General features: G+C 71.9%; 20 protein-coding genes. 11 read left to right on the top strand and 9 right to left on the bottom strand.

Features of this window, described 5'->3' with window-relative positions:
- Positions 1-124 precede the first annotated feature (124 nt).
- The gene (locus AB0D85_RS42930; RefSeq protein WP_362333538.1) at positions 125-850 is read right to left on the bottom strand and encodes a response regulator transcription factor; all 726 of its coding nucleotides are present in this window, start codon (positions 848-850) and stop codon (positions 125-127) included.
- Between the two features lie 298 nt (positions 851-1,148).
- Between AB0D85_RS42930 and AB0D85_RS42925 the strand changes: the two genes are divergently transcribed.
- Positions 1,149-2,189 (top strand): zinc-binding dehydrogenase, encoded by a 1,041-nt coding sequence (locus AB0D85_RS42925; protein WP_362333535.1) that lies wholly within the window; start codon positions 1,149-1,151, stop codon positions 2,187-2,189.
- Here the strand turns inward: AB0D85_RS42925 and AB0D85_RS42920 are convergent.
- Entirely contained in the window at positions 2,173-2,829 is a 657-nt protein-coding gene (locus tag AB0D85_RS42920) for a TetR family transcriptional regulator (RefSeq protein WP_362333532.1), read from the bottom strand. The two genes, AB0D85_RS42925 and AB0D85_RS42920, sit on opposite strands and share 17 nt — an antisense overlap.
- 211 nt (positions 2,830-3,040) lie before the next feature.
- Between AB0D85_RS42920 and AB0D85_RS42915 the strand changes: the two genes are divergently transcribed.
- The 6 genes from AB0D85_RS42915 to hemC all read left to right on the top strand — a co-directional run bounded on the left by AB0D85_RS42915 (position 3,041) and on the right by hemC (position 11,070).
- The gene (locus AB0D85_RS42915) at positions 3,041-4,519 is read left to right on the top strand and encodes an MFS transporter (protein ID WP_362333529.1); all 1,479 of its coding nucleotides are present in this window, start codon (positions 3,041-3,043) and stop codon (positions 4,517-4,519) included.
- A gap of 245 nt (positions 4,520-4,764) precedes the next feature.
- Positions 4,765-6,966 (top strand): MMPL family transporter, encoded by a 2,202-nt coding sequence (locus AB0D85_RS42910; protein ID WP_362333526.1) that lies wholly within the window; start codon positions 4,765-4,767, stop codon positions 6,964-6,966.
- Positions 6,967-7,097: 131 nt separating this feature from the next.
- The gene (locus AB0D85_RS42905; protein ID WP_362333522.1) at positions 7,098-8,309 is read left to right on the top strand and encodes a sensor histidine kinase; all 1,212 of its coding nucleotides are present in this window, start codon (positions 7,098-7,100) and stop codon (positions 8,307-8,309) included.
- Positions 8,306-8,992: a response regulator transcription factor gene (locus AB0D85_RS42900; RefSeq protein ID WP_362333519.1), complete on the top strand. Its 687-nt coding sequence runs from the start codon at positions 8,306-8,308 to the stop codon at positions 8,990-8,992. Before AB0D85_RS42905 ends, AB0D85_RS42900 begins: the two co-directional genes overlap by 4 nt.
- Positions 8,993-9,085: 93 nt before the next feature.
- Positions 9,086-10,045 (top strand): ATP-dependent DNA ligase, encoded by a 960-nt coding sequence (locus AB0D85_RS42895; RefSeq protein ID WP_362333856.1) that lies wholly within the window; start codon positions 9,086-9,088, stop codon positions 10,043-10,045.
- 89 nt (positions 10,046-10,134) lie between these two features.
- Positions 10,135-11,070 carry a hydroxymethylbilane synthase gene (gene hemC, locus AB0D85_RS42890; protein WP_362333515.1) on the top strand — a complete coding sequence of 312 codons (936 nt, stop codon included), beginning with the start codon at positions 10,135-10,137 and terminating at the stop codon, positions 11,068-11,070.
- A 97-nt stretch (positions 11,071-11,167) separates the two neighbouring features.
- Here hemC and AB0D85_RS42885 read toward each other — a convergent pair whose 3' ends face one another.
- From AB0D85_RS42885 to AB0D85_RS42870, 4 genes are all read right to left on the bottom strand, one after another.
- Positions 11,168-11,698 carry a hypothetical protein gene (locus AB0D85_RS42885; RefSeq protein WP_362333512.1) on the bottom strand — a complete coding sequence of 177 codons (531 nt, stop codon included), beginning with the start codon at positions 11,696-11,698 and terminating at the stop codon, positions 11,168-11,170.
- A 195-nt stretch (positions 11,699-11,893) separates the two neighbouring features.
- Positions 11,894-12,745, bottom strand: a complete 852-nt coding sequence (locus AB0D85_RS42880; RefSeq protein ID WP_362333509.1) for an ABC transporter permease — start codon at positions 12,743-12,745, stop codon at positions 11,894-11,896.
- Positions 12,705-13,532 carry an ATP-binding cassette domain-containing protein gene (locus AB0D85_RS42875; protein ID WP_362333505.1) on the bottom strand — a complete coding sequence of 276 codons (828 nt, stop codon included), beginning with the start codon at positions 13,530-13,532 and terminating at the stop codon, positions 12,705-12,707. The genes AB0D85_RS42880 and AB0D85_RS42875 overlap by 41 nt, the downstream gene beginning before the upstream one ends.
- Positions 13,529-13,984: a MarR family transcriptional regulator gene (locus AB0D85_RS42870; RefSeq protein WP_362333501.1), complete on the bottom strand. Its 456-nt coding sequence runs from the start codon at positions 13,982-13,984 to the stop codon at positions 13,529-13,531. The genes AB0D85_RS42875 and AB0D85_RS42870 overlap by 4 nt, the downstream gene beginning before the upstream one ends.
- A gap of 278 nt (positions 13,985-14,262) precedes the next feature.
- On the opposite strand from AB0D85_RS42870, the gene AB0D85_RS42865 reads away from it, so the two are divergent.
- The gene (locus AB0D85_RS42865) at positions 14,263-15,057 is read left to right on the top strand and encodes an RNA polymerase sigma factor SigF (protein WP_362333498.1); all 795 of its coding nucleotides are present in this window, start codon (positions 14,263-14,265) and stop codon (positions 15,055-15,057) included.
- A gap of 7 nt (positions 15,058-15,064) precedes the next feature.
- Here AB0D85_RS42865 and AB0D85_RS42860 read toward each other — a convergent pair whose 3' ends face one another.
- Positions 15,065-15,382: an ANTAR domain-containing protein gene (locus AB0D85_RS42860; RefSeq protein WP_362333495.1), complete on the bottom strand. Its 318-nt coding sequence runs from the start codon at positions 15,380-15,382 to the stop codon at positions 15,065-15,067.
- Between the two features lie 128 nt (positions 15,383-15,510).
- On the opposite strand from AB0D85_RS42860, the gene AB0D85_RS42855 reads away from it, so the two are divergent.
- Complete coding sequence (locus AB0D85_RS42855) at positions 15,511-16,323, top strand: VOC family protein (RefSeq protein ID WP_362333492.1); 813 nt, start codon at positions 15,511-15,513, stop codon at positions 16,321-16,323.
- Here AB0D85_RS42855 and glgX read toward each other — a convergent pair.
- Positions 16,292-18,466 carry a glycogen debranching protein GlgX gene (gene glgX / locus AB0D85_RS42850; RefSeq protein ID WP_362333489.1) on the bottom strand — a complete coding sequence of 725 codons (2,175 nt, stop codon included), beginning with the start codon at positions 18,464-18,466 and terminating at the stop codon, positions 16,292-16,294. The genes AB0D85_RS42855 and glgX overlap by 32 nt on opposite strands.
- Positions 18,467-18,489: 23 nt before the next feature.
- Positions 18,490-18,993, bottom strand: coding sequence for a pep a2 (locus AB0D85_RS42845; RefSeq protein ID WP_362333486.1), 504 nt, complete (start codon positions 18,991-18,993; stop codon positions 18,490-18,492).
- Between the two features lie 302 nt (positions 18,994-19,295).
- Between AB0D85_RS42845 and AB0D85_RS42840 the strand changes: the two genes are divergently transcribed.
- Positions 19,296-19,589: a DUF5133 domain-containing protein gene (locus AB0D85_RS42840; protein WP_362333483.1), complete on the top strand. Its 294-nt coding sequence runs from the start codon at positions 19,296-19,298 to the stop codon at positions 19,587-19,589.
- Positions 19,590-19,691: 102 nt separating this feature from the next.
- Positions 19,692-20,515, top strand: an 824-nt coding sequence (locus AB0D85_RS42835; protein ID WP_362333480.1) for a maltotransferase domain-containing protein, incomplete at its 3' end; no start/stop codon positions are given.

The raw sequence follows: 20,515 nt of genomic DNA, 5'->3' as shown, positions 1-20,515 counted from the left end.
GAGGAACACCGCACACCTACCCGGTGACGGGCCGTCCCCCACCCACTCCCCCGGCCGGACGCCCGCCGCCGGACAGTCGACAGGACACACTGCGCATTTGCTCCCGAAGTGCATTGCGAAGCGTTCATACGTCTCCCGACGACTCGCCGAGCCAGTAGCCGAAGCCCCGCCGGGTGTGGATCAGGGCGGGCCCGCTCCGGTCCACCTTGCGGCGGAGCCGGGAGACCAGTTGCTCGATGGCGTTGTCACCCCGGAACTCGCCCCAGACGTAGCGGCTGATCTGCTCCTTGGAGAGCACCTTGTGGGCGTTGGCGAGGAGGTGGCGCAGCAGCCGGTACTCGGCGGGCGTGAGGTGTAAGACGCCGGCGTCCCGGTGGGCCCGGCAGGTGGCGTCGTCGAGGACCAGGTCGGCGTAGTGCAGCGCGCTGTCCGGGCGGGCACCGGCGCCCGCACCCTGGAGCAGCACCTTCACCCGGGCCAGGACCTCGGGGATCCGGAAGGGTTTGGTGACGTAGTCCCGGGCGCCGGTGCCGAGTTCGGGCACGATCCGGGCGAGTAACTCACTGGCGGCCAGCAGGAGGACGGGCGGCCGGTAGTCCGGCTTGAACCGGCCGCCCTGGCCGAAGTCGCCGAGGCCGGGCAGTTCGGCGTCGATGACGACCAGGTCGAACCGGTGCTCCGCGAGCCGCCGGGCCACCTCGGCGCCGCGGTCCGCGACAGCGATCCGGTAGCCCGCCAACTCCAGTGTGGTGGCGAGGAGTTCGGCGGTGTCCGGGTCGCCGGTGGCGACCAGGAGGTGCTGTCCGCTGCCACGGGCCAGCACCTGGGACACCGGGGAGCTGCCGTACATGAGGTGACCGTTCGTTCGAGGGCACGGGCAATTCGCTTGCTTGACTCAAGTAAGCCACATGTGCTTGCCTAACTCAAGTAAACGGGGTCGCCTTGAGCGGAGGCCGCCCCGAGGGCCTGCCCGGCGGACAGGCCCGGGCGCCGGACCCGTGGGGACGGGGGCCGGCGCAGTCCCCGGGCCGGGTGCCGGCTCATTCCCCCAGCCCGGCACCCGGCCCGGGGACACCTCCCTGCCGTACCACCACAGGGCAGGCCGGAGGGCCTGCCCGACAGCACATCCAGAAAGCGAGAGTCACCCCATGGCCACGATGAAGTCCGTACAGACCGCCGGCGTCGGCCGGATCGAGGTCGTGGATGTCGAGCGTCCCGTGCCCGGCCCGAAGGACGTGCTGCTGAAGATCCGCGCGGGCGGTATCTGCGGCACGGACGTGACCTTCCTGCACATGGGCGGCATGCCCGCCCGCGCCCACCTGGGCGGCGACCTGGTCCCCATCGCGCTGGGCCACGAGCCCGCCGGCGAGATCGTCGAGGCCGGAGCCGAGGTCACGGACCTCAAGGTCGGCGACCGGGTGGTGGTCAACCCGCAGGACGCGCCCACCGGGATCATCGGCTGCGGCGGCCGGTACGGCGCCCTCAGCGAGTACCTGCTGATCGAGAACGCCGAGGCCGGCCGGAGCGTCACGGTGTTCCCGGACACCGTGCCCTTCGCCGTCGCCTCCCTCAACGAACCGATGGCGGTCTCCCGGCACGCCGTCAACCGCTCCGGGGCCGCGCCGGACGAGAAGGTCGTCGTCTTCGGCGCGGGCCCGATCGGCCTCGGCGCCGCGATCTGGCTGAAGCTGCGGGGCGTCAAGCACGTGGTCGTCGCCGACGTCATCCCGTCGCGGCTGGAGAAGGCGCTGGCCGTGGGCGCGGACGCCGTCATCAACTCCGCCGAGGAGGACGTCACCGCGCGGCTGACCGAGCTGCACGGGCAGAGCGCCAACGCGCTGGGCCAGCCCCGCCCCGGCACCGACGTCTTCATCGACGCGGCCGGCGCCCCGGCGGTCTTCAACACGGTGGTGGCCAACGCCAAGTGGCACGCGCGGCTGGTCATGGTCGCCGTGCAGAAGAAGGGCGAGATCGACCTCGGCGGGATGCTGCGCAGCGAGCTGACGCTCGTCGCCTCGCAGGGCTACCCGACCGAGATATTCGAGGTCACCCCCGAACTGGTCGAGCACCACGAGCGGTTCGCGAAGCTGATCAGCCACAGCGTGCCGTTCACCGAGGTGGACCGCGCCTTCGAGCTGGCGCTCACCCCGGGCGCCGCCGAGAAGGTCGTCGTCACGTTCGACGCGTAGCGGTGACGGGCGCCAGCCACAGCCCGAGGAGCGCGTCGGTGAGTCCGGTGGCCGCCTCGCTCCAGGTGGCGCGGGGGGTGGCGGTGCCCTCGGCCAGGGCGCGCTCGCGCTCGGCACAGGTGTGCAGGATCAGCGTGCGGGCCATCTGGCCGCGTTCGGCGCGGACCTCGGCGGGCAGTTCGGGCAGCCGTCGGCCGAGCCCGGCGACGGCCTCGCGCAGCGAGGGCGAGGCGAGGGACTCCTCGACCATGATGTCGTAGAGGGCCGGGTCGGTCGCCACCTGGGCGCAGAAGCGCGCGTACCAGGTGGGGCTGCCCAGGCCCGCGAGGTGCTGGGTGATCGGGCGGACCAGGCAGTCCACCCAGTCGCGGATGTCGTCGGAGTCGCCGACCGCGGCCAGCAGACCGACCCGGATCTCCTCGATCACCCCGAAGTGCCGGGCGGCGATCGCGCGGACCAGGTCGGCCTTGGTGCCGAAGTGGTAGCCGACGGCCGCGTTGTTGCCCTGGCCCGCGGCCTCGCTGACCTGGCGGTTGGACACGGCGTAGACACCCTGTTCGGCGAAGAGCCGCTCCGCGGTGCCCAGGATGGCCTCCCGGGTCGCGCCGGCCTGCTCCGCCCGTGCCGTCCTGCCCGCCATGTCCACCACCGCTCCGGGACCGCGCACCGCCCGGCCCGGCCGGTCCCGCGAGCCGTACCGGGGCCTCGCCCGGGGCGGCGAGGTCCAGCCGAAAGAGCCTACGCGGTGGTGCCGTCCGGTGCGGCCGGGACATGCCAGTAAGGTAAGTCAAGCGACTGACTTAAATTGCGCTCCGGTCGCTCCCTGTCCTGCCTACGGAGGCCCTGTTTCCATGTCCGAAGCCCCTGTCCGGCCCGCCGCGTCCGCGAGATCCGCGGAACCGAACCCGAACGCGGTGGTGGCGGTGCTGGCTCTGGCCGGTATCACCGTCTCGCTGATGCAGACCCTGGTGATCCCGATCGTCCCGGAGCTGCCCAAGTACCTGAACGCCTCCGCGTCCAACGCGGCCTGGGCGGTGACCGCGACCCTGCTGGCCGCCGCCGTCGCCACCCCGATGGCCGGGCGCATCGGTGACATGTTCGGCAAGCGGCTGATGCTGCTGATCAGCCTCGTGCTGCTGGTCTCCGGCTCGGTGGTGGCCGCACTCAGCGACTCGCTGGTCCCGATGATCGTCGGCCGGGTGCTGCAGGGTCTGGCGTCCGCCGTGGTCCCGCTGGGCATCAGCATCATGCGCGACGAACTGCCGCCGGAGCGCCTCGCCGGCTCGACGGCGCTGATGAGCGCCTCGCTGGGCGTCGGTGGCGCGCTCGGGCTGCCGTCCGCGGCCTTCATCGCGGACCACTTCGACTGGCATGTGCTGTTCTGGACCTCGGCGGCCCTGGGTGTCGTCGCGTTCGCGCTGGTCATGATGCTGGTGCCGGAGTCCAAGGTGCGCTCGGGCGGCCGCTTCGACGCGGTCGGCGCGCTCGGCCTGGCGGTCGGCCTGGTCTCGCTGCTGCTCGCCGTGTCCAAGGGCGCCGACTGGGGCTGGGCGAGCGGCACCACGCTCGGTCTGTTCGCGCTCGCGGTCGTGGTCCTCGTCGCCTGGGGCTTCTTCGAGCTCCGCACCACCCAGCCGCTGGTCGACCTGCGCACCACGGTCCGCCGCCAGGTGCTGTTCACCAACCTCGCCTCGATCGCGTTCGGCTTCTCGATGTTCGCGATGTCGCTGGTGCTCCCGCAGCTGCTCCAGCTGCCGACCCAGACGGGCTACGGCCTCGGCAGGTCGATGCTGACGGTCGGTCTGGTGATGGCTCCGCAGGGTCTGGTCATGATGGCCTTCGCCCCGGTCTCCGCGGCCATCACCAAGGCCAGGGGTCCGAAGGTCACGCTGATGATCGGCGCGGTGATCGTCGGCGCGGGCTACGGCCTGAACATCCTCCTGATGTCCCAGGTCTGGCACCTGGTCCTGGTCTCCTGCATCATCGGCGCCGGTGTCGGCTTCGCGTACGGCGCGATGCCCGCGCTGATCATGGGTGCCGTCCCGGCCTCGGAGACGGCCGCCGCGAACAGCCTCAACACGCTGATGCGGTCCATCGGCACCTCGGTGGCCAGCGCCCTCGCCGGGGTGATCCTGTCCCAGATGACCATCAGCCTCGGCGGCTACACCCTGCCCTCCGAGAACGGCTTCAAGGTCGTCATGGCGATCGGTGCGGGCGCGGCCGCCCTGGCCTTCGTCCTCGCCTCCTTCCTGCCCGGCCGCCGCCCGGCGGACACGGAGCCCGTCGCCGTGGAGACCGCCGCCGAGCCCTCGGCCGAGGCGGTGCACTGACCGGCGGTTCTCCGGAAACCCGCCGTGGAGCGGGCCGCCCCCTCGTCGGGCGGCCCGGTCCACGGCTTCGGCGTACCTGCACGGCCGCCGGCCGTGAGCTGTCGCCCGGCGGGATGACATGGGCGGGCGTGAGTACTGCGTACTCAGTAGCGGGGATTGTCGGCAGCCGCACGACGACGGGACGGGGTGGCCTCGGCGAGTCTGGGCCGGTCCCCGAGAACTGCAGATGTGGAGATCTCCGTCCCGTGGCTTCCTTCCTCTATCGACTGGGCCGGCTGGCCTTCCGGCGGCGCTGGTTCGTGACCGCACTGTGGGTGGCCGTACTGGCCGCCGTCGGCTTCGCCGCCGTCAGGGCGCCCGAGGCGCCCGACACCGGTTCGTCCATGCCCGGGATCGAGTCCCAGCGGGCCTTCGACCTGCTCGGCGAGCGCTTCCCGGGCTCGGCGGCGGACGGCGCGAACGCCAGGATCGTGTTCGTCGCCCCCCAGGGCGAGAAGGTGACCGCCGGCGCCAACCGGGCGGCCATCGAGACCCTGGTGACCGAGGCCGCCGACGGCGCGCAGGTCGCGAGCGCGGTCAGCCCGTTCACGGCCAAGGGCGTGAGCACGAACGGTACGACCGCCTACGCCAACATCACCTTCAAGGTGACCGCGCACGACCTCACCGACGCGGCCAAGCAGCATCTGGAGAAGGCGATCGACGAGGCCCGCCACTCGGGGCTCACCGTCGAGGTCGGCGGCACGGCCCTGGCCACCCAGCCCGCGGCGGGCGGCTCCGCCGAGGCCATCGGCATCGCGATCGCCGCCCTGGTACTGCTGCTGACCTTCGGCTCACTGGCGGCGGCCGGGCTGCCCCTGCTCACCGCCGTCATCGGCGTCGGCATCAGCATGGCCTCGATCCTGGCACTCGCCAAGGCGCTCGGCCTCTCCTCCACCACCGGCACCCTGGCCACCATGCTGGGCCTCGCGGTCGGCATCGACTACGCGATGTTCGTCGTCTCCCGCTACCGCGAGGAACGCGCCAAGAGCCGCACCGCGCAGGAGGCGGCCTCGCTGGCCGCCGGTACGGCCGGTTCGGCGGTCGTCTTCGCCGGACTCACCGTCGTCATCGCGCTGGCCGGGCTCTCGGTGGTCGGCATCCCGATGCTGACGAAGATGGGCCTGGCCGCGGCCGGTGCGGTGGTGGCGGCGGTGCTGATCGCGCTGACCCTGGTCCCGGCCCTGCTCGGCTTCTGGCCCAACGCGGTCCTCTCGCGCAGGGCCCGCAGGACGGGTCGTATCGAGGAGAGCGGCGAGAACAACGGCGGCAGCCGCTGGGCCCGGTTCGTGCTGCGCCGCCCGCTGATCGTGCTGCTGCTCGGGGTGATCGGGCTGGGCGCCCTGGCCCTCCCGGTGCGCGACCTCCAGCTGGGCATGCCCGGCGACGAGGTGAAGCCGACGTCCACCACCGAACGCCGGGCCTACGACGACCTGGCGACCGGGTTCGGACCGGGCTTCAACGGGCCGCTGACGATCGTCGTCGACGGCAAGGGGGCGACGGACGTCAAGGGCGCCGTCGCCACGATCACCGAGCGGATCAAGGACACCGAGGGCGTGGTCTCGGTCTCCGCGGCGCGGTTCGACACCGCGGGCGACACCGCGGTGTTCTCGGCGGTCCCGGCGACCGGCCCGAGCGACGAGCGGACCAAGAAGCTCGTGCACGCGATCCGGGGTGAGCGCGCGGCCGTGGAGACCGGCACCGGGGCGACCTTCCTGGTCACGGGCACCACGGCGGTGAACATCGACGTGGCCCAGAAGGTGCAGGACGCGCTGGTGCCGTATCTGCTGGTCGTGGTCGGGCTCGCCGTGGTGCTCCTGCTCCTCGTGTTCCGCTCGCTGCTGGTCCCGCTGAAGGCGGCGCTCGGCTTCCTGCTGTCGGTGCTGGCCTCGCTGGGCGGGGTCGTCCTGGTCTTCCAGCAGGGGCACGGCGCGAGCCTGCTGGGCGTGGAGTCGACCGGGCCGATCATGAGCCTGATGCCGATCTTCCTGGTGGGCATCGTCTTCGGACTGGCCATGGACTACGAGGTGTTCCTGGTGTCGCGGATGCGGGAGGCGTACGTCCACGGGGACCGGCCGGCGCAGGCGGTCGTCAGCGGCTTCCGGTACAGCGCCCGGGTCGTGTTGGCCGCCGCGCTGATCATGATGGCGGTGTTCTCCGGGTTCATCGGCGCCGGCGAGTCGATGATCAAGATGATCGGGTTCGGGCTCGCCTCGGCCGTCCTGCTCGACGCGTTCGTCGTACGGATGGCGATCGTCCCGGCGGTGCTGGCCCTGCTGGGCCGGTCGGCCTGGTGGCTGCCGCGATGGCTGGACCGGCTGCTGCCGTCCATCGACGTGGAGGGCGAGGCGCTGAGCCGTACGGTGCCCGCGCCGGCCGGTGACGCCGCTCCGGAACCGGCTCGTACATGACCCTCTCCCCTCCCCCGGGGGCCGCTCGCGTCGCAGTGACGCGGGCGGCCCCCGTCCGCCTCGTGCGCTTCGCCCGCCTCGTGCGCCGGACATGGCCGACCATGGTCACAGGAGACCGAGCGGAGCGACCGATGAGCACCCCCTGGCAGCGCTACGCGGACGAACACACCCGGACCGTCGACACGATGACGGTGGTGCTGCTGTTCGCCGCCTTCCTGTTCGGCAGCGAGATCACCATGAGCAGCGCGGACCGTCCGCACGCCGTCGCGGCGACCATCGCCCTCGCCGCCGTCGGCTGCCTCGCGCTGTTCTGGAGCCGCACCCATCAGCGCGTCGTCACCGCCGTCGTCGCGATGTGCACCGCGGCCGCCGCCGGGCTCGGCCACCTGCCCACCCCGCTGCTGCTGGGCGCGCTGATGCTGGCGCTGTACCGGCTGGCCGTGGTCACCGACCGGCCCACGGCCCGCCGGTACTACTTCGGCACCCTCGCCCTGGTGGTGACGGTGGCGATGGTCTTCGACCCGGTGGGCATCCCCTGGCCGCTCAAGACGATCGGCCCGGCCGCCTGGCTGCTGCTGCCGGTCTTCGCCGGCAACGCCGTGCGCCTGCAGAGCGCCTACCTGGAGGCCGTACAGGCGCGGGCGGAGTACGCGGAGCGCGGCCGGGAGGAGGAGGCGCGGCACCGGGTCGCGGAGGAGCGGATGCGGATCGCCCGGGAGCTGCACGACGTGGTGGCCCACCATCTGGCGCTGGCCAACGCCCAGGCCGGCACGGCGGCCCATCTCTCGCGCACCCATCCCGACCAGGTGCACGCGATCCTCGGGGATCTCGCCGGTACGACCGCCTCCGCGCTGCGCGAGCTCAAGGCCACCGTGGGGCTGCTGCGGGCGACCGACGACCCCGATCTGCCGCTCGCCCCCAGCCCGGGCCTCGCGCAGCTGCCGGAGCTGACCGAGGCCTGCGAGTCCGCCGGGCTCACCGTGCACGTCAGCGTCGAGGGCACCCCGCGTCCGCTGACGGCGGGCGTGGACCTGACGGCGTACCGGATCGTGCAGGAGGCGCTGACCAACGTCACCAAGCACGCCTCGGCCGAGGCCGCGTACGTCCGGATCGGCTGGACCCGCGACCGGCTGACCCTCACGGTCACCGACGACGGCACCGCCACCGCACCGGCCTCCCCCACCCCCGGACACGGCTTCGGGCTGATCGGGATGCGCGAGCGGGCGCAGTCGGTCGGCGGTGCCTTCGCCGCCGGGCACCGCGACGGGGGCGGCTTCGAGGTCACCACCCAGCTGCCGCTGTACCCCAGCGCCACGGAACCGCAGGGAGAACGGACCCCATGACCATCCGCGTGCTGCTCGCCGACGACCAGGCCCTGCTGCGGGCCACCTTCCGGATCCTGATCGACTCCTGCGACGACCTGGAGGTGGTCGGCGAGGCCACCGACGGCGCCGAGGCGATCGCGCTCACCCGTGAACTGCGGCCCGACGTCGTGCTGATGGACATCCGGATGCCCGGCACCGACGGGCTGGCCGCCACCGCCGCCGTCTGCGCCGACCCGGAGCTGTCCGACGTCCGGGTGCTGATCCTGACCACGTTCGAGGTCGACGAGTACGTGGCGCAGGCCCTGCGGGCCGGGGCCAGCGGCTTCCTCGGCAAGGACGTGACCGCCGAGGCGCTGCTGGCCGGCATCCGTACCGTGGCCTCCGGCGAGTCGCTGCTCTCCCCCACCGCGACCCGCACCCTCATCACCCGGTTCCTGGCCACGCCCGCGCCCGGCGCCCGGCTCGCCGCCCCCGAGCAACTGCGTGTCCTCACCGCGCGCGAGCGTGAGGTGACGGCGCTGGCGGCGCAGGGCAGCTCCAACGAGGAGATCGCCGGGAAGCTGTTCGTCTCCCCGCTGACCGTACGCACCCACATCCACCGGGCGATGACCAAGCTGGACGCCCGCGACCGGGCCCAACTCGTGGTGATGGCCTACCAGTCGGGGCTGGTGCAGCCCCCGCCGCCCGCAGGCGGCGCGTGAGGCCTGTTCGGGGGAACCGGCGCCGGAAGGCGCGTGCGGCGGTCGCGCCCGGTCCACATCTTCTGCGTGACCGCCCTGCCGCTGATCCCGCCCATGCTCGCCACACCCGGCAAGCTGCCGTCCGCCGCGCAGGACAGCCGGTGGGCCTACGAGACCAAGCAGGACGGCCAGCGCGCGGTCGTCTATCTGCCCGGTGACGGGAGCGTGCTGCTGCGCGCCCGGTCCGGCGAGGAGATCACCGGCGCCTATCCCGAACTGCGCCCACTGGGCGAGGTGCTGGGCCGGGTCCCGGCGATCCTGGACGGCGAGGTGCTGGCCCTCGACGAACACGGCCGCGCCGACTTCCAGTTGCTGCAGAACCGGATGGGCCTGGCCCACGCCCCGGCGCGCGCGGCGCGGCTGGCGGCGCGCACCCCGGTCCATCTGGTCCTGTTCGACGTACTGCATCTGGACGGCGACCCGCTGCTGCGGGTGCCGTACACGCGGCGGCGGGCACGCCTCGAATCGCTCGCCCTCGACGGCCCGTACTGGTCGACGCCGGGAGCCGTCGTCGGCCACGGCCCCGAGGCGCTGCGGGCCACCCGGGAGCACGGCCTCGAAGGTCTGGTCTGCAAACGGCTGGACTCGGTGTACGAACCGGGGGTGCGGTCCCGCGCCTGGATCAAGATCCGGAACATGCGTACCGAGGACGTGATCGTCGGCGGCTGGCTGCCGGGCCGGGGACGGCTGACCGGGCTGCCGGGCGCGGTGCTGGCCGGCCAGCGCTCCGCCGGCGGACGGCTGCGGTACGTCGGCGGGGTGGGCACCGGCTGGAGCGAGGCCGAGCGGACCGAACTGGCCGCGCTGCTGCGGGCCGCCGGGACAGACGTGTGCCCCTTCGACCCGGTCCCGGCGGTGGCGGGCGCGCACTGGGTGCTGCCCCGGCTGGTCGGCGAGGTCGCTTACAGCACCCGTACCCGGGCGGGCCTGCTCCGCCAGCCGTCCTGGCTGCGGCTGCGCCCTGACCTCACACCGGAGGAGTCGGCGGCGGACCTGCCGCGGGACGTCGGCTGAACCACGGTGCCCGCCGCACCGGGTGACCACGGCGGCGGCCGACAGGATGTCGGAATCCACGGTTGACGGGAAGGTCTATCGTGTCTTCTATGTCGGTCCCCGAGCTGATCCGAATCGTCTCCCGCGACTCGCCGATGGCCCTCGCCCAAGTGGCCCGTGTCCGTGCCGAGTTGGCCGCACTTCACCCGCAGCTGCGCACCGAGGTCGTACCGGTGAAGACGACCGGTGACAAGTGGCTGGGCGATCTGTCCCAGGTGGAGGGGAAGGGGGCGTTCACCAAGGAGGTGGACGCCGCGCTGCTGGCCGGCAAGGCGGATCTCGCCGTGCACTGTGTGAAGGACGTGCCCGCGGACCGGCCGCTGCCCGCCGGGACGATGTTCGCGGCGTTCCTGAAGCGGGACGACATCCGCGACGCCCTCGTCCACCCGGGCGGACTGACGCTGGACCGGCTGCCGGCCGGTACCCGGATCGGCACCTCCTCGGTCCGCCGGGTCGCCCAGCTGGCGGCCACCCATCCGCATCTGGAGTGCGTGCCGTTCCGGGGCAACGACAACCGCCGGCTGGAGAAGCTCGCCGCCGGGGACGCGGACGCGCTGCTGCTCGCGGTGGCGGGCCTGGAGCGGATCGGCCGTACGGACGTGATCAGCGAGGTGCTGGACCCGGAGACGATGATGCCGCCCATCGGTGCGGGCATCCTCGCGCTGCAGTGCCGGGAGGGCGACAGCGAGGTGATCGACGTGGTGAGCGGGCTCGGTGACCCGGACACCCACCGGGAGGCCACCGCCGAGCGGATGTTCCTGCATGTGCTCCAGGGGCACTGCAACAGCCCGATCGCCGGGTACGCCCGGGTCGACCACGCGGGTGAACTGTCGCTGCGCGCCTGTGTGTTCACCCCGGACGGCAAGACCCGGCTGAACGCGCACGAATGGGCGGGCCGTCTCGACCCGGCGACGCTCGGCACGTCGGTGGCGGTGGCGCTGCTGCGGCAGGGTGCGCGGGAGATCATCGACGGCATCCCGCACTAGGCGCTTCGCTGGAGGAGCCGCGCCGGGTGCTTGTTCGTCTGCTGCGCCGTTGTGGCTGGTCGCGCAGTTCCCCGCGCCCCTTACGGGGCGTTGTTGCTCAGGGAGTTGTAGGGCCGGGCTCTGTCTGGTCCTTGAGGAAAGCGCTCACCTGGTGGGACAGGCTGCCCGGGCCGGCGGTCTGGCAGGCTGTGGCGGTGGTCGACTCCAGGACGCCGATGCCGCCCGCCCACAGCCGGCGCTCGGTCCACTCCTCGTCGACGCGCAACTGGACCTGGACGTCCACCTGGGTCAGGGCGGCCTCCGGACCGGCCGCGTAGAGGACGGCGGTGGCGCGGCGCAGCGGGTAGACGTCGAAGCCCTCGATGAACTGGGAGTTGCGCCAGTCGATGAACGCGCCCTCCCCGTCGGTGCCGACCCGTACGTCGATCTGGCCGTCCTCCAGCTGGACGCTGAAGTGGCTCGAGCCGCGGTTCTCGATGGTCACGCGGACACTGAAGTACGTCAGCCCGGCCGCGGCGTCGTCCCGGCCGCGGGGCGGCTCGGCCTCCTCCAGGCGGTGGACGCGGACCCGCAGACCGGCATGCTCGTCGTACTCGTGCCAGTCCCCGACCACGTTCGGCTCGTACACAGTGCCCCTCTCGACCTCCGCTGTTTATCTGTGCTCTCAGCGCACTGTCAAATGAGCAGAATGCGCTGTGGCCAGGGGGTTCGCCCGCTTTGATCGCTGATCAAGCGTTGCGCAGCGGTTATCCCGCCCCGGGGCTCCGGGGCGGGTCACGGCCGCGTGCCGCACATCACGTCGACGCCTCACACCCGGGCAAGATCAGCGGGCCAGGCGGCCCAGCAGCGAGGAGGCGGCGGCGATGCCGAGGGCCGCGGCGACCGCCAGCACGCCGAAGTCGAGGGCGAGATGCGCGGGCGTGCCGAGCAGCAGTCCGCGCAGGGCGTCGACCTGGTAGCTCAGCGGGTTGGCCTTGCTGACCGCCTGGAGCCAGCCGGGCATGATCGCCACGGGGTAGAGGGCGTTGGAGCCGAAGAACAGCGGCATGGTGATCGCCTGGCCGATGCCCATCAGCCGGTCGCGGCTGAGGACGATGCCCGCGATGCTCATCGACAGGCAGGAGAAGAAGGCGGAGGCGAGGACGACGGCCAGGCCCACCCCGAGCAGTTTCAGCGGGTTCCAGGTGAGCGCGACCCCGAGGATCGCGGCGATGACGATCACCACGACGGCCTGGATCAGGGACTTCACCCCGGCCGCGAACGCCTTGCCGGTGATGAGGGCCGAGCGTGGAGTGGGGGTGACGAGGAGCTTGTTGAGGATGCCGGCGTCCCGCTCCCAGATGATCTGGATGCCGTAGAAGATGGCGATGAACATCGCGGACTGGGCGATGATGCCGGGCGCGAGGTAGTCGATGTAGGGGATGCCGCCGGTGGGTATCGCCTTGATCCGGGTGAAGGTCTGGCCGAAGATCAGCAGCCAGAGGGCGGGCTGGATCGCGCGGGTGTAGAGCTCGGTGCGGTCGTGGCGGAGCTTCTGGAGTTCGACGGCGCACATCGCGACGACCCGGGCGGGCAGCAGTCGCCAGCCGGAGCGCGGCTGGGGCGGGGTCAGCAGCAGGAACGCCCCCGTGCGCTCAGCCGACACGCTTCGCGGTGCGGCGGGTGCTTCGGACATCGCGGAAACCTCCTGACCGGTCGTCGAGGCCGCTGCCGGCCACGTCGCGGAAGACGTCTTCGAGGGTGGGCAGGGTGTCGCCACCCCGCCGTTCGGCGAGGCCGCGCCTGAGTTCGGCCGGGGTGCCGAGGGCGCGGATACGGCCGCGGTGCATCAGGCCGACCCGATGGCAGTGCTGGTCGGCCTCGTCCATGTAGTGGGTGGTGACGAGGACGGTCATGCCGGTGGCCTCGCGGACGGCGTTGATCTGGTCCCAGACGCTGGTGCGGGCGATCGGGTCGAGGCCGATGGTGGGCTCGTCGAGGATCAGCAGCCGGGGTGCGCTGACCAGGGCCTGGGCCAGTTCGAGGCGGCGGACCATGCCACCGGAGTAGGTGCCGGCCAGCCGGTCGGCGGCCTCGGCCAGGTCGACGGCCTCCAGGGCCTGGGCTACCCGTTCGGCGCGTTCGCGCCGGGGGACGTCGAAGACACGGGCGAACAGGGCGACGTTCTCCCGTCCGGTGAGCCCGCTGTCGGCGGACAGCTGCTGCGGGACGTAGCCGAGCAGCCGTCGTACGGCCATCCGGTCCCGGCCGGTGTCGTGGCCGAAGACACGGACCATTCCGGCGGGGACGGGCAGCAGCGTGGTGATACAGCGGATGGCGGTGGTCTTGCCGGCGCCGTTGGGGCCGAGCAGTCCGAAGACCTCCCCCTCGCCGACGGTCAGGTCGAGCCCGTCCACGGCCCTGGTCTCCCCGAAGGAGTACGAGAGCCCGGTGCAGGCGACTGCGGTGGTGTCCGGCGTCATGATTCCTCGGCCTCCTCGTGCAGGGTGACGGCCAGCCTGCGCAGCGCCGGCAGTGCCGCGCTCAGCGCCGCCCGGTCGGCCTCGTCGAGCCGGGCGACCCGGCCGGCGACGAGTTCGGCGCGGCGGCGCTGCCAGTCGGCGAGGCGCTTGGCGGCGGCGTCGGTGAGCAGCAGCCGGGCGGCCCGGCGATCGGCGGGGTCGGTCTCCCGGAGCAGGTAGCCGTCCTTGACGAGCTGGTTGACCAGGGTCGAGACCGAGTTGCTCGCCAGGTACAGCTCCTTGGCGGCGTCCGAGATGCCGATCCCGGGCCGTGACTCGACGAGGCGCAGCAGCTCGACCTGGGCACCGCGCAGCCGGGGCAGGACGAGCCCGCGGCGCAATCGGCGGCGGATCAGCCTCTGGATGCCGACCAACGCGTCGGCCAGCTCTTCCGGAAAGGTCTCCGATTCCACATCTCGAAGATTACCTCTGCTACAGAGGTATCTCCTCCCAAGAGGGAGTCAAGGACGGCCACCGAAGGGAGGCTCGGAAAGAATGAGACCAATCTCACCTTTTCTAGTGAATTGTTTACCTTTGCTCCATTCAGGGCATCCGTAGCCCAGTGCTTCGGACCGGAGGCACGTGCGTGGGAGTCGGCTCTCGCCGGCCGCCCCGTGTCCTCCCCAGGGTCCGAGCGCGTTCCTCCCACGGTGTCCGTCCACCCAGCATCTGTTTCGGGGAGGTGCGCGCCATGCGTGCCACCGCCTGCACGACCACACCCCATCCGCACGACGACGCCCCTGACACGGCCGAGGACTTCGCCCGGCTGGCCGCACTGCCCGAGGGCCCGGAGCGCCGGGCGCTGCGGGACACCCTCGTCGAGGCCTGGCTGCCCATGGCCGAGCGGATCGCCGTGCGTTTCCGCGGCCGCGGCGAAGCACTCGAGGACCTCTACCAGGTCGCCGCGCTGGGGCTGGTGAAGGCCGTCGACCACTACGACCCGGCGCGCGCCCGCGCCTTCGAGGCGTACGCCGTGCCGACGATCACCGGCGAGATCAAGCGCCACTTCCGGGACCACATGTGGACCCTGCACGTCCCGCGCCGGGTCCAGGAGCTGCGCAACCGGGTCCGGGCCGCCCTCAAGGAACTGGGCCAGACCACCGCGGGGCGCGCGCCCACCGTCGCGGAGATCGCCGAGAAGGCCCAGCTCACCGAGAGCGAGGTGCGCGCCGGGATGGAGGCGCTGGACTGTTTCTCGGCGCTGTCGCTGGACGCCGAGGTGCCCGGCGGTGACGGCTATGCGCTGGGCGACACCCTGGGCGGCCCCGACCCCGGCTACGACCTGATCGTGGACCGCGCCGCGGCGAAACCCTGTCTTCGGAACCTGTCCGAGCGTGACCGGCTCATCCTCTATCTGCGGTTCTTCCGCGGTATGACGCAGAGCCGGATCGCCGAGCAGCTGGGCATCTCGCAGATGCATGTGTCCCGCCTGCTCAGCGCCTGTTTCGACCGGCTGCGCGAGGAGCTGCTGGCCGAGGCCGGCTGAGGCCCGCTCACTCGACGGGCGGTGCGCCGGGGATCTGGGTCGGACCGTACCGTTCCAGGGCCTCCGCGAGCTCGACACGGATCTCCTCGGGCATGTCGCCGGTGCGCCCCCAGACGAGGATGAGGTCCGCGACGTTGCGCAGCCTGATGTTGGTGTGCTGCGAGACCTCCTTGAGCACCTCCCACCCCGCGTCGGGCGTGACCCGGCCGAGCGCGACCACCATCCCGATGGCCTGGTCCACCACGGCGTGGGAGGCGACGGCTTCCTTGAGCTGGTCGACTTCCTCCTGGAGGCGGAAGATCCGGTCCGGCTCGCTCTCGCTCACTCCCCCATCGTCGTCACTCGCCTGGGCCAGTGCCACCGGGGTACTCGGCAGGCGGCTCTGCCGCTTCCGGTTGGAGACTGGTGTCAGACCGGTGCGCCGGCCGGCCCCGACACCAGGACACGAGTGCCATGAACAACGACACGCCTTCCCCCGGCCCCACGAAGAAGAGAGACGTCGTCTCCACACATTCGGTCTTCGGAGCCCCCTGCTGGGTGAGCCTGACCAGCCGCGACCTCCAGGCGACCGAGGACTTCTACAGCGCCGTGCTCGGCTGGCGATGGCGCAGCGTCCGGCTCGGCGACCACTTCCGGATCGCCCTGGCGGACGGGGTACCGGTCGCGGGCATCGCCGCGGTCGCCGCGATGTGGCAGATGGCGGTGGCCTGGACGCCGTACTTCGCCGTCCCGAACGCGGACGAGGCCGTCGCCCGGGCCCGTGAGCGCGGCGGCACACCGGCGGTGGGGCCGCTGTCCTTCCCGCCCGGCCGGGCGGCACTGATCGCCGACCGGGACGGCGCCGTCTTCGGCATCTGGGAGGGCGACCTGGTCTCCAACTGGGAGACCTGGCGCCGGGCAGCCCCGACCTTCATCCGCCTGCACACCCGCAACGCCTTCGACTCGGCGATCTTCTACGGCGAGGTCCTCGGCTGGGCCTCCGACAGGGAGGGCTGCTGCGAGGTGGAGTACGAGGGCGGCGAGGTCGTGCTGCGCAGCCGGGGCGATGCCGTGGCCCATATCGACTCGGGCGCGGTGGAGGCGGCGCCGGATCCGACGGTACGACCGCACTGGCAGGTCCACTTCGCGGTCAACGACGTCGGCGAATGCGCGCGGGCGGCCGAGAAACACGGCGGCAGCGTGCTGAGCGAGAAGGACACGGAGGCGATCCTGCGCGACCCGGACGGGGCCCAGTTCACCGTGACGGTACGCCCGCTTCTCCCCTAGTCCCCCGCCTGGTCCCGCGCCCCGGCCGGTCCTTGCCGCGGGACGGCCGGGACAGCAGGACCAGGCTGCGGGCCTCGACGCGCAGGCGGGTGGCCGCCTTGCGTTCGCGTTCGTCGGGGATGCCGTCGGGGTCGGCGGTGTCGATGAGGGTCGTCCAGCGTTCGCCGTAGGAGTCGTCGGGCAGGCGGAAGTCGACCGTTTCCCAGTAGCCGTTGAGGAGCAGCAGGAACGAGTCGTCGACCAGGCGCCGCCCGTAGGGGTCGCGTTCGGCGATGGCGTCGCCGTTGAGGAAGACGCCGACCGAATGGGCGTCGGGGCGCTGCCAGTCCCGGGCGGTCATCTCACGGGCGTCGGGCAGCAGCCACACCAGGTCGGGCAGCGGCTGCCCGGGGTGCATGGCGGTCTCGCCGCGGAAGAAACCGCGCCGGCGCAGCACGGGATGGACGGCGCGCAGTCCGATGACGTACCGGGTGAACTCGGTGAGGGTCCGCTGCTCCTCGGTCAGCTCCCAGTCGGTCCAGGAGACTTCGTTGTCCTGGCAGTAGGCGTTGTTGTTGCCGCCCTGGGTGCGGCCGAGTTCGTCGCCGTGGCCGATCATCGGGATGCCCTGCGAGAGCAGGAGCGTGGCGAGGAAGTTGCGTTGCTGGCGGGCCCGGAGTTCGAGGACGGCCGGGTCGGTGGTCCCGCCCTCCGCGCCGCAGTTCCAGGACCGGTTGTGGCTCTCGCCGTCCTGGTTGCCCTCGCCGTTGGCCTGGTTGTGCTTGTCGTTGTACGACACCAGGTCGCGCAGCGTGAATCCGTCGTGCGCGGTGACGAAGTTGACGCTCGCCCGCGGTCGCCGCCTGCTGTGCTGGTAGAGGTCGGAGGAGCCGGTGAGCCGGGAGGCGAACTCGCCGAGCGAACCCGGTTCGGCCCGCCAGAAGTCCCGTACGGCGTCCCGGTACCGGCCGTTCCACTCCGACCACAGCGGCGGGAAGTTGCCGACCTGGTATCCGCCCTCCCCCACGTCCCAGGGTTCGGCGATGAGCTTGACGCGGCTGATGACCGGGTCCTGCTGGATCAGGTCGAAGAACGCCGAGAGCCGGTCCACCTCGTGGAACTGCCTGGCCAGCGTGGCCGCGAGGTCGAAGCGGAAGCCGTCGACGTGCATCTCGGTCACCCAGTACCGCAGCGAGTCCATGATCAGCTGGAGCACGTGGGGGTGCCGCATCAGCAGGCTGTTCCCGGTGCCGGTGGTGTCGTAGTAGTGCGCCCAGTCGCCGTCGACCAGCCGGTAGTAGGAGGCGTTGTCGATGCCCCGGAACGAGAGCGTGGGGCCCATCTCGTTGCCCTCGGCGGTGTGGTTGTAGACCACGTCGAGGATCACTTCGAGGCCGGCCGCGTGCAGCGCCTTCACCATCGCCTTGAACTCGTTGACCTGCTGGCCCCGGCTGCCGAACGCGGCGTACGCGTTGTGCGGGGCGAAGAAGCCGATGGTGTTGTAGCCCCAGTAGTTGGACAGTCCCCGGTCCTGGAGGACGCCGTCCTGCACGAACTGGTGGACCGGCATCAGTTCGACCGCGGTGACGCCGAGCGAGGTGAGGTGCTCCAGGACCGCGGGGTGCGCGAGCCCGGCGTAGCTGCCCCTGAGCCGTTCGGGTACCTCCGGATGGGTGGCGGTGAGGCCGCGGACATGGGCCTCGTAGATCACCGAGTCGGAGTACGCCCGTCTGGGCGGCCGGTCGTCGCCCCAGTCGAAGTAGGGGTCGGTGACCACGCCGAGCATCGAGTGCCCGGCGCTGTCGGCCGGGGCGGGCCCGCCCGGAGTGCGCTCGTACAGCGAGGCGTGGTTGTCGATCTGGCCGTCGACCGCCCTGGCGTACGGGTCGAGGAGCAGCTTCGCCGGATTGCAGAGGTGGCCGAGGTCCGGGTCCCAGGGACCGGTGACCCGGTAGCCGTAGCGCTGTCCTGGGCCGATCCCGGGCAGATAGGCGTGCCAGACGAACCCGTCGACCTCGCTCACCGGCACCGGGCGCTCGGTCCCGGCGTCGTCCACCAGGACCAGTTCGACGTGCTCGGCGACCTCGCTGAACAGGGCGAAGTTGGTGCCCTGCCCGTCGAAGGAGGCCCCCAACGGGTAGGGGTGCCCGCTCCACACGGGCACCCCTTTCCGGGACTTCCTCGCCGTCACCGGGCGCCCGCCAGGACGCCGTCGGCGGGTTCGGCCAACTGGGCGACCGGGACGGCGCGGGGCACCCGTAGTGTCCGGCGCAGGCTGGGCGCCGGCGCGGTCGGGACCAGCGGGACGCGCTCGCCGGACCGGGCCCGCTGCGAGAACCAGATGATCTTGCTGCCGGTGTCCGGGGCACAGCAGCCCCAGCCGTCGCTCATGGCGGCGATGTGCGCCAGGCAGGAGCGCAGATCCTGGTCGGGACGGAGATCGCGGTCGTCGTCGCCGATCGCGGTGATGAGGTGCTGCCCGTTCCACCACATCTCGATGGACGTGTGTTTGTCCGTGGCGTGCTGGTCGATGGCATGCAGCAGCAGTTCGGCGCCGCCGCAGACGGGGTCCACGAGATTGTCGAGATCCCAGTAGCGGAGATGGGCGGCCAGTATGCGGCTGACCTGTCCCACCCGTTCCGGGCTGACCTCCACGTCGAGGTGGTAGTAGCAGGGCACTGCGGTCTTCATTGTCGCTTGCTCCTCACCGGCGAAGCTCCCGCTCCCCTCACCCGGAAATCCGTTCCGGACGCGCAGCGTGAGCGCTTGATCGCTCCTGAGTCACCTTCACTGTGAGGTCGCTACGCCATTCGTGCAACACGAGAGCCGCACGGGGTCGTTGAAGATCCAACAAGACGCTCGGTCATCGCACATGCACCATGAGTGAAAGCCTCGATTCGCCGTAACGGCTCCGTGCCTCTCCGTGCCCGGACGCTCCCCCGAACGTCGGGGACACGTGCCCACTCGAGAGCGTCGGAAGGAACGACACGGCCATGCTGCTACCCGCGAAGGCCGAGGTGGCCCGGCAGCTGCGGCGCTACCGGGCGTGGGAGCGAGTGATGCTCGCCTCGCCGCAGGACCGCGAGGTGCGCTCCACCTTCGAGGACTCGGGCTACACGCTGTGCGTGCTGATGGGCAAGCGCTGCGCCCGGGAGGCGGTGGAGGCGGCCGAGCGCTATCTGCGCACCAGCCTCGTCACCTACTTGCGGGAACAGGGCGGGCGGGCCCAGCTGAGCGAGAAGGTCCGCCGGGCGCCCCCGTCGGACCGGAGCTCCGCGAGGCAGTGATCCCACAGGCGGACCCCACGGGAAGACACCGGTCTTCCGGCACACTACGGACCGCGGAGCCGGGCCCCGGGCCCGGCTCCGCGCACGGCGGAGGTGAGACCCATGAAGGCGACTGAGGCCATCGGCCGTGTTCCGGTGCGGGACGTCCGGCCGGCCGTGGAGTGCGGGCGGCGCCCGGCGAAGGCGGTGCCCGGCGAGACCTTCCAGGTCACCGCGACCGTCTTCCGGGAGGGCCATGACGCCGTCGCCGCCAACGTGGTGCTCCGCGACCCCGAGGGCCGCCCCGGCCCCTGGACCCCGATGCGGGAACTGGTCCCCGGTACCGACCGCTGGGGTGCCGAGGTCACCCCGGACGCGACGGGCCGCTGGACCTATCACGTGGAGGCCTGGAGCGCCCCGCTCACCACGTGGCGGCAGCATGCACGGGTGAAGATCCCGGCGGGGATCGACACCGGCCTGGTCCTGGAGGAGGGCGCGGAGCTCTACGAGCGCGCGGCCGCCGGAGTTCCCGGAGGCCCGGAGCGCGAGCGGGTGCTGACGGCGGCGCGGGCCCTGGGCGACGACGGGCTCCCCCTGCACACCCGTCTGGCGTGCGCGCTGGCTCCCGAGGTGGACGAGGTCCTCGCCCGGTACCCGCTGCGGGAGTTGGTCACCGCCTCGGAGCCGCTGCCGCTCCTGGTCGAACGCGAACGGGCCCTGTACGGCTCCTGGTACGAGTTCTTCCCCCGCTCGGAGGGCACGCCCGAGCAGCCGCACGGCACGTTCCGCACGGCGGCCCGCCGGCTGAAGCCGATCGCGGAGATGGGCTTCGACGTCGTCTACCTCCCGCCCATCCACCCGATCGGGACCACGTTCCGCAAGGGGCCGAACAACACCCTGACCCCCGGGCCGGACGACGTGGGCGTGCCCTGGGCCATCGGCTCCCC

The organism is Streptomyces sp. NPDC048277, from assembly GCF_040652235.1.
Classification (GTDB): Bacteria; Actinomycetota; Actinomycetes; order Streptomycetales; family Streptomycetaceae; genus Streptomyces.
The sequence above is the reverse complement of the archived record's forward strand: the minus strand, read 5'-3'. Positions and strand labels throughout refer to the sequence as shown.

Excerpts from the sequence above, each read along its gene's own strand:
- AB0D85_RS42930 (WP_362333538.1), bottom strand. The coding sequence starts at position 850 with ATGTACGGCAGCTCCCCGGTGTCCCAGGTGCTGGCCCGTGGCAGCGGA.
- AB0D85_RS42925 (WP_362333535.1), top strand. The coding sequence starts at position 1,149 with ATGGCCACGATGAAGTCCGTACAGACCGCCGGCGTCGGCCGGATCGAG.
- AB0D85_RS42920 (WP_362333532.1), bottom strand. The coding sequence starts at position 2,829 with ATGGCGGGCAGGACGGCACGGGCGGAGCAGGCCGGCGCGACCCGGGAG.
- AB0D85_RS42915 (WP_362333529.1), top strand. The coding sequence starts at position 3,041 with ATGTCCGAAGCCCCTGTCCGGCCCGCCGCGTCCGCGAGATCCGCGGAA.
- AB0D85_RS42905 (WP_362333522.1), top strand. The coding sequence starts at position 7,098 with ATGAGCACCCCCTGGCAGCGCTACGCGGACGAACACACCCGGACCGTC.
- AB0D85_RS42900 (WP_362333519.1), top strand. The coding sequence starts at position 8,306 with ATGACCATCCGCGTGCTGCTCGCCGACGACCAGGCCCTGCTGCGGGCC.
- AB0D85_RS42895 (WP_362333856.1), top strand. The coding sequence starts at position 9,086 with ATGCTCGCCACACCCGGCAAGCTGCCGTCCGCCGCGCAGGACAGCCGG.
- hemC (WP_362333515.1), top strand. The coding sequence starts at position 10,135 with ATGTCGGTCCCCGAGCTGATCCGAATCGTCTCCCGCGACTCGCCGATG.
- AB0D85_RS42880 (WP_362333509.1), bottom strand. The coding sequence starts at position 12,745 with ATGTCCGAAGCACCCGCCGCACCGCGAAGCGTGTCGGCTGAGCGCACG.
- AB0D85_RS42875 (WP_362333505.1), bottom strand. The coding sequence starts at position 13,532 with ATGACGCCGGACACCACCGCAGTCGCCTGCACCGGGCTCTCGTACTCC.
- AB0D85_RS42865 (WP_362333498.1), top strand. The coding sequence starts at position 14,263 with ATGCGTGCCACCGCCTGCACGACCACACCCCATCCGCACGACGACGCC.
- AB0D85_RS42855 (WP_362333492.1), top strand. The coding sequence starts at position 15,511 with ATGAACAACGACACGCCTTCCCCCGGCCCCACGAAGAAGAGAGACGTC.
- AB0D85_RS42845 (WP_362333486.1), bottom strand. The coding sequence starts at position 18,993 with ATGAAGACCGCAGTGCCCTGCTACTACCACCTCGACGTGGAGGTCAGC.
- AB0D85_RS42840 (WP_362333483.1), top strand. The coding sequence starts at position 19,296 with ATGCTGCTACCCGCGAAGGCCGAGGTGGCCCGGCAGCTGCGGCGCTAC.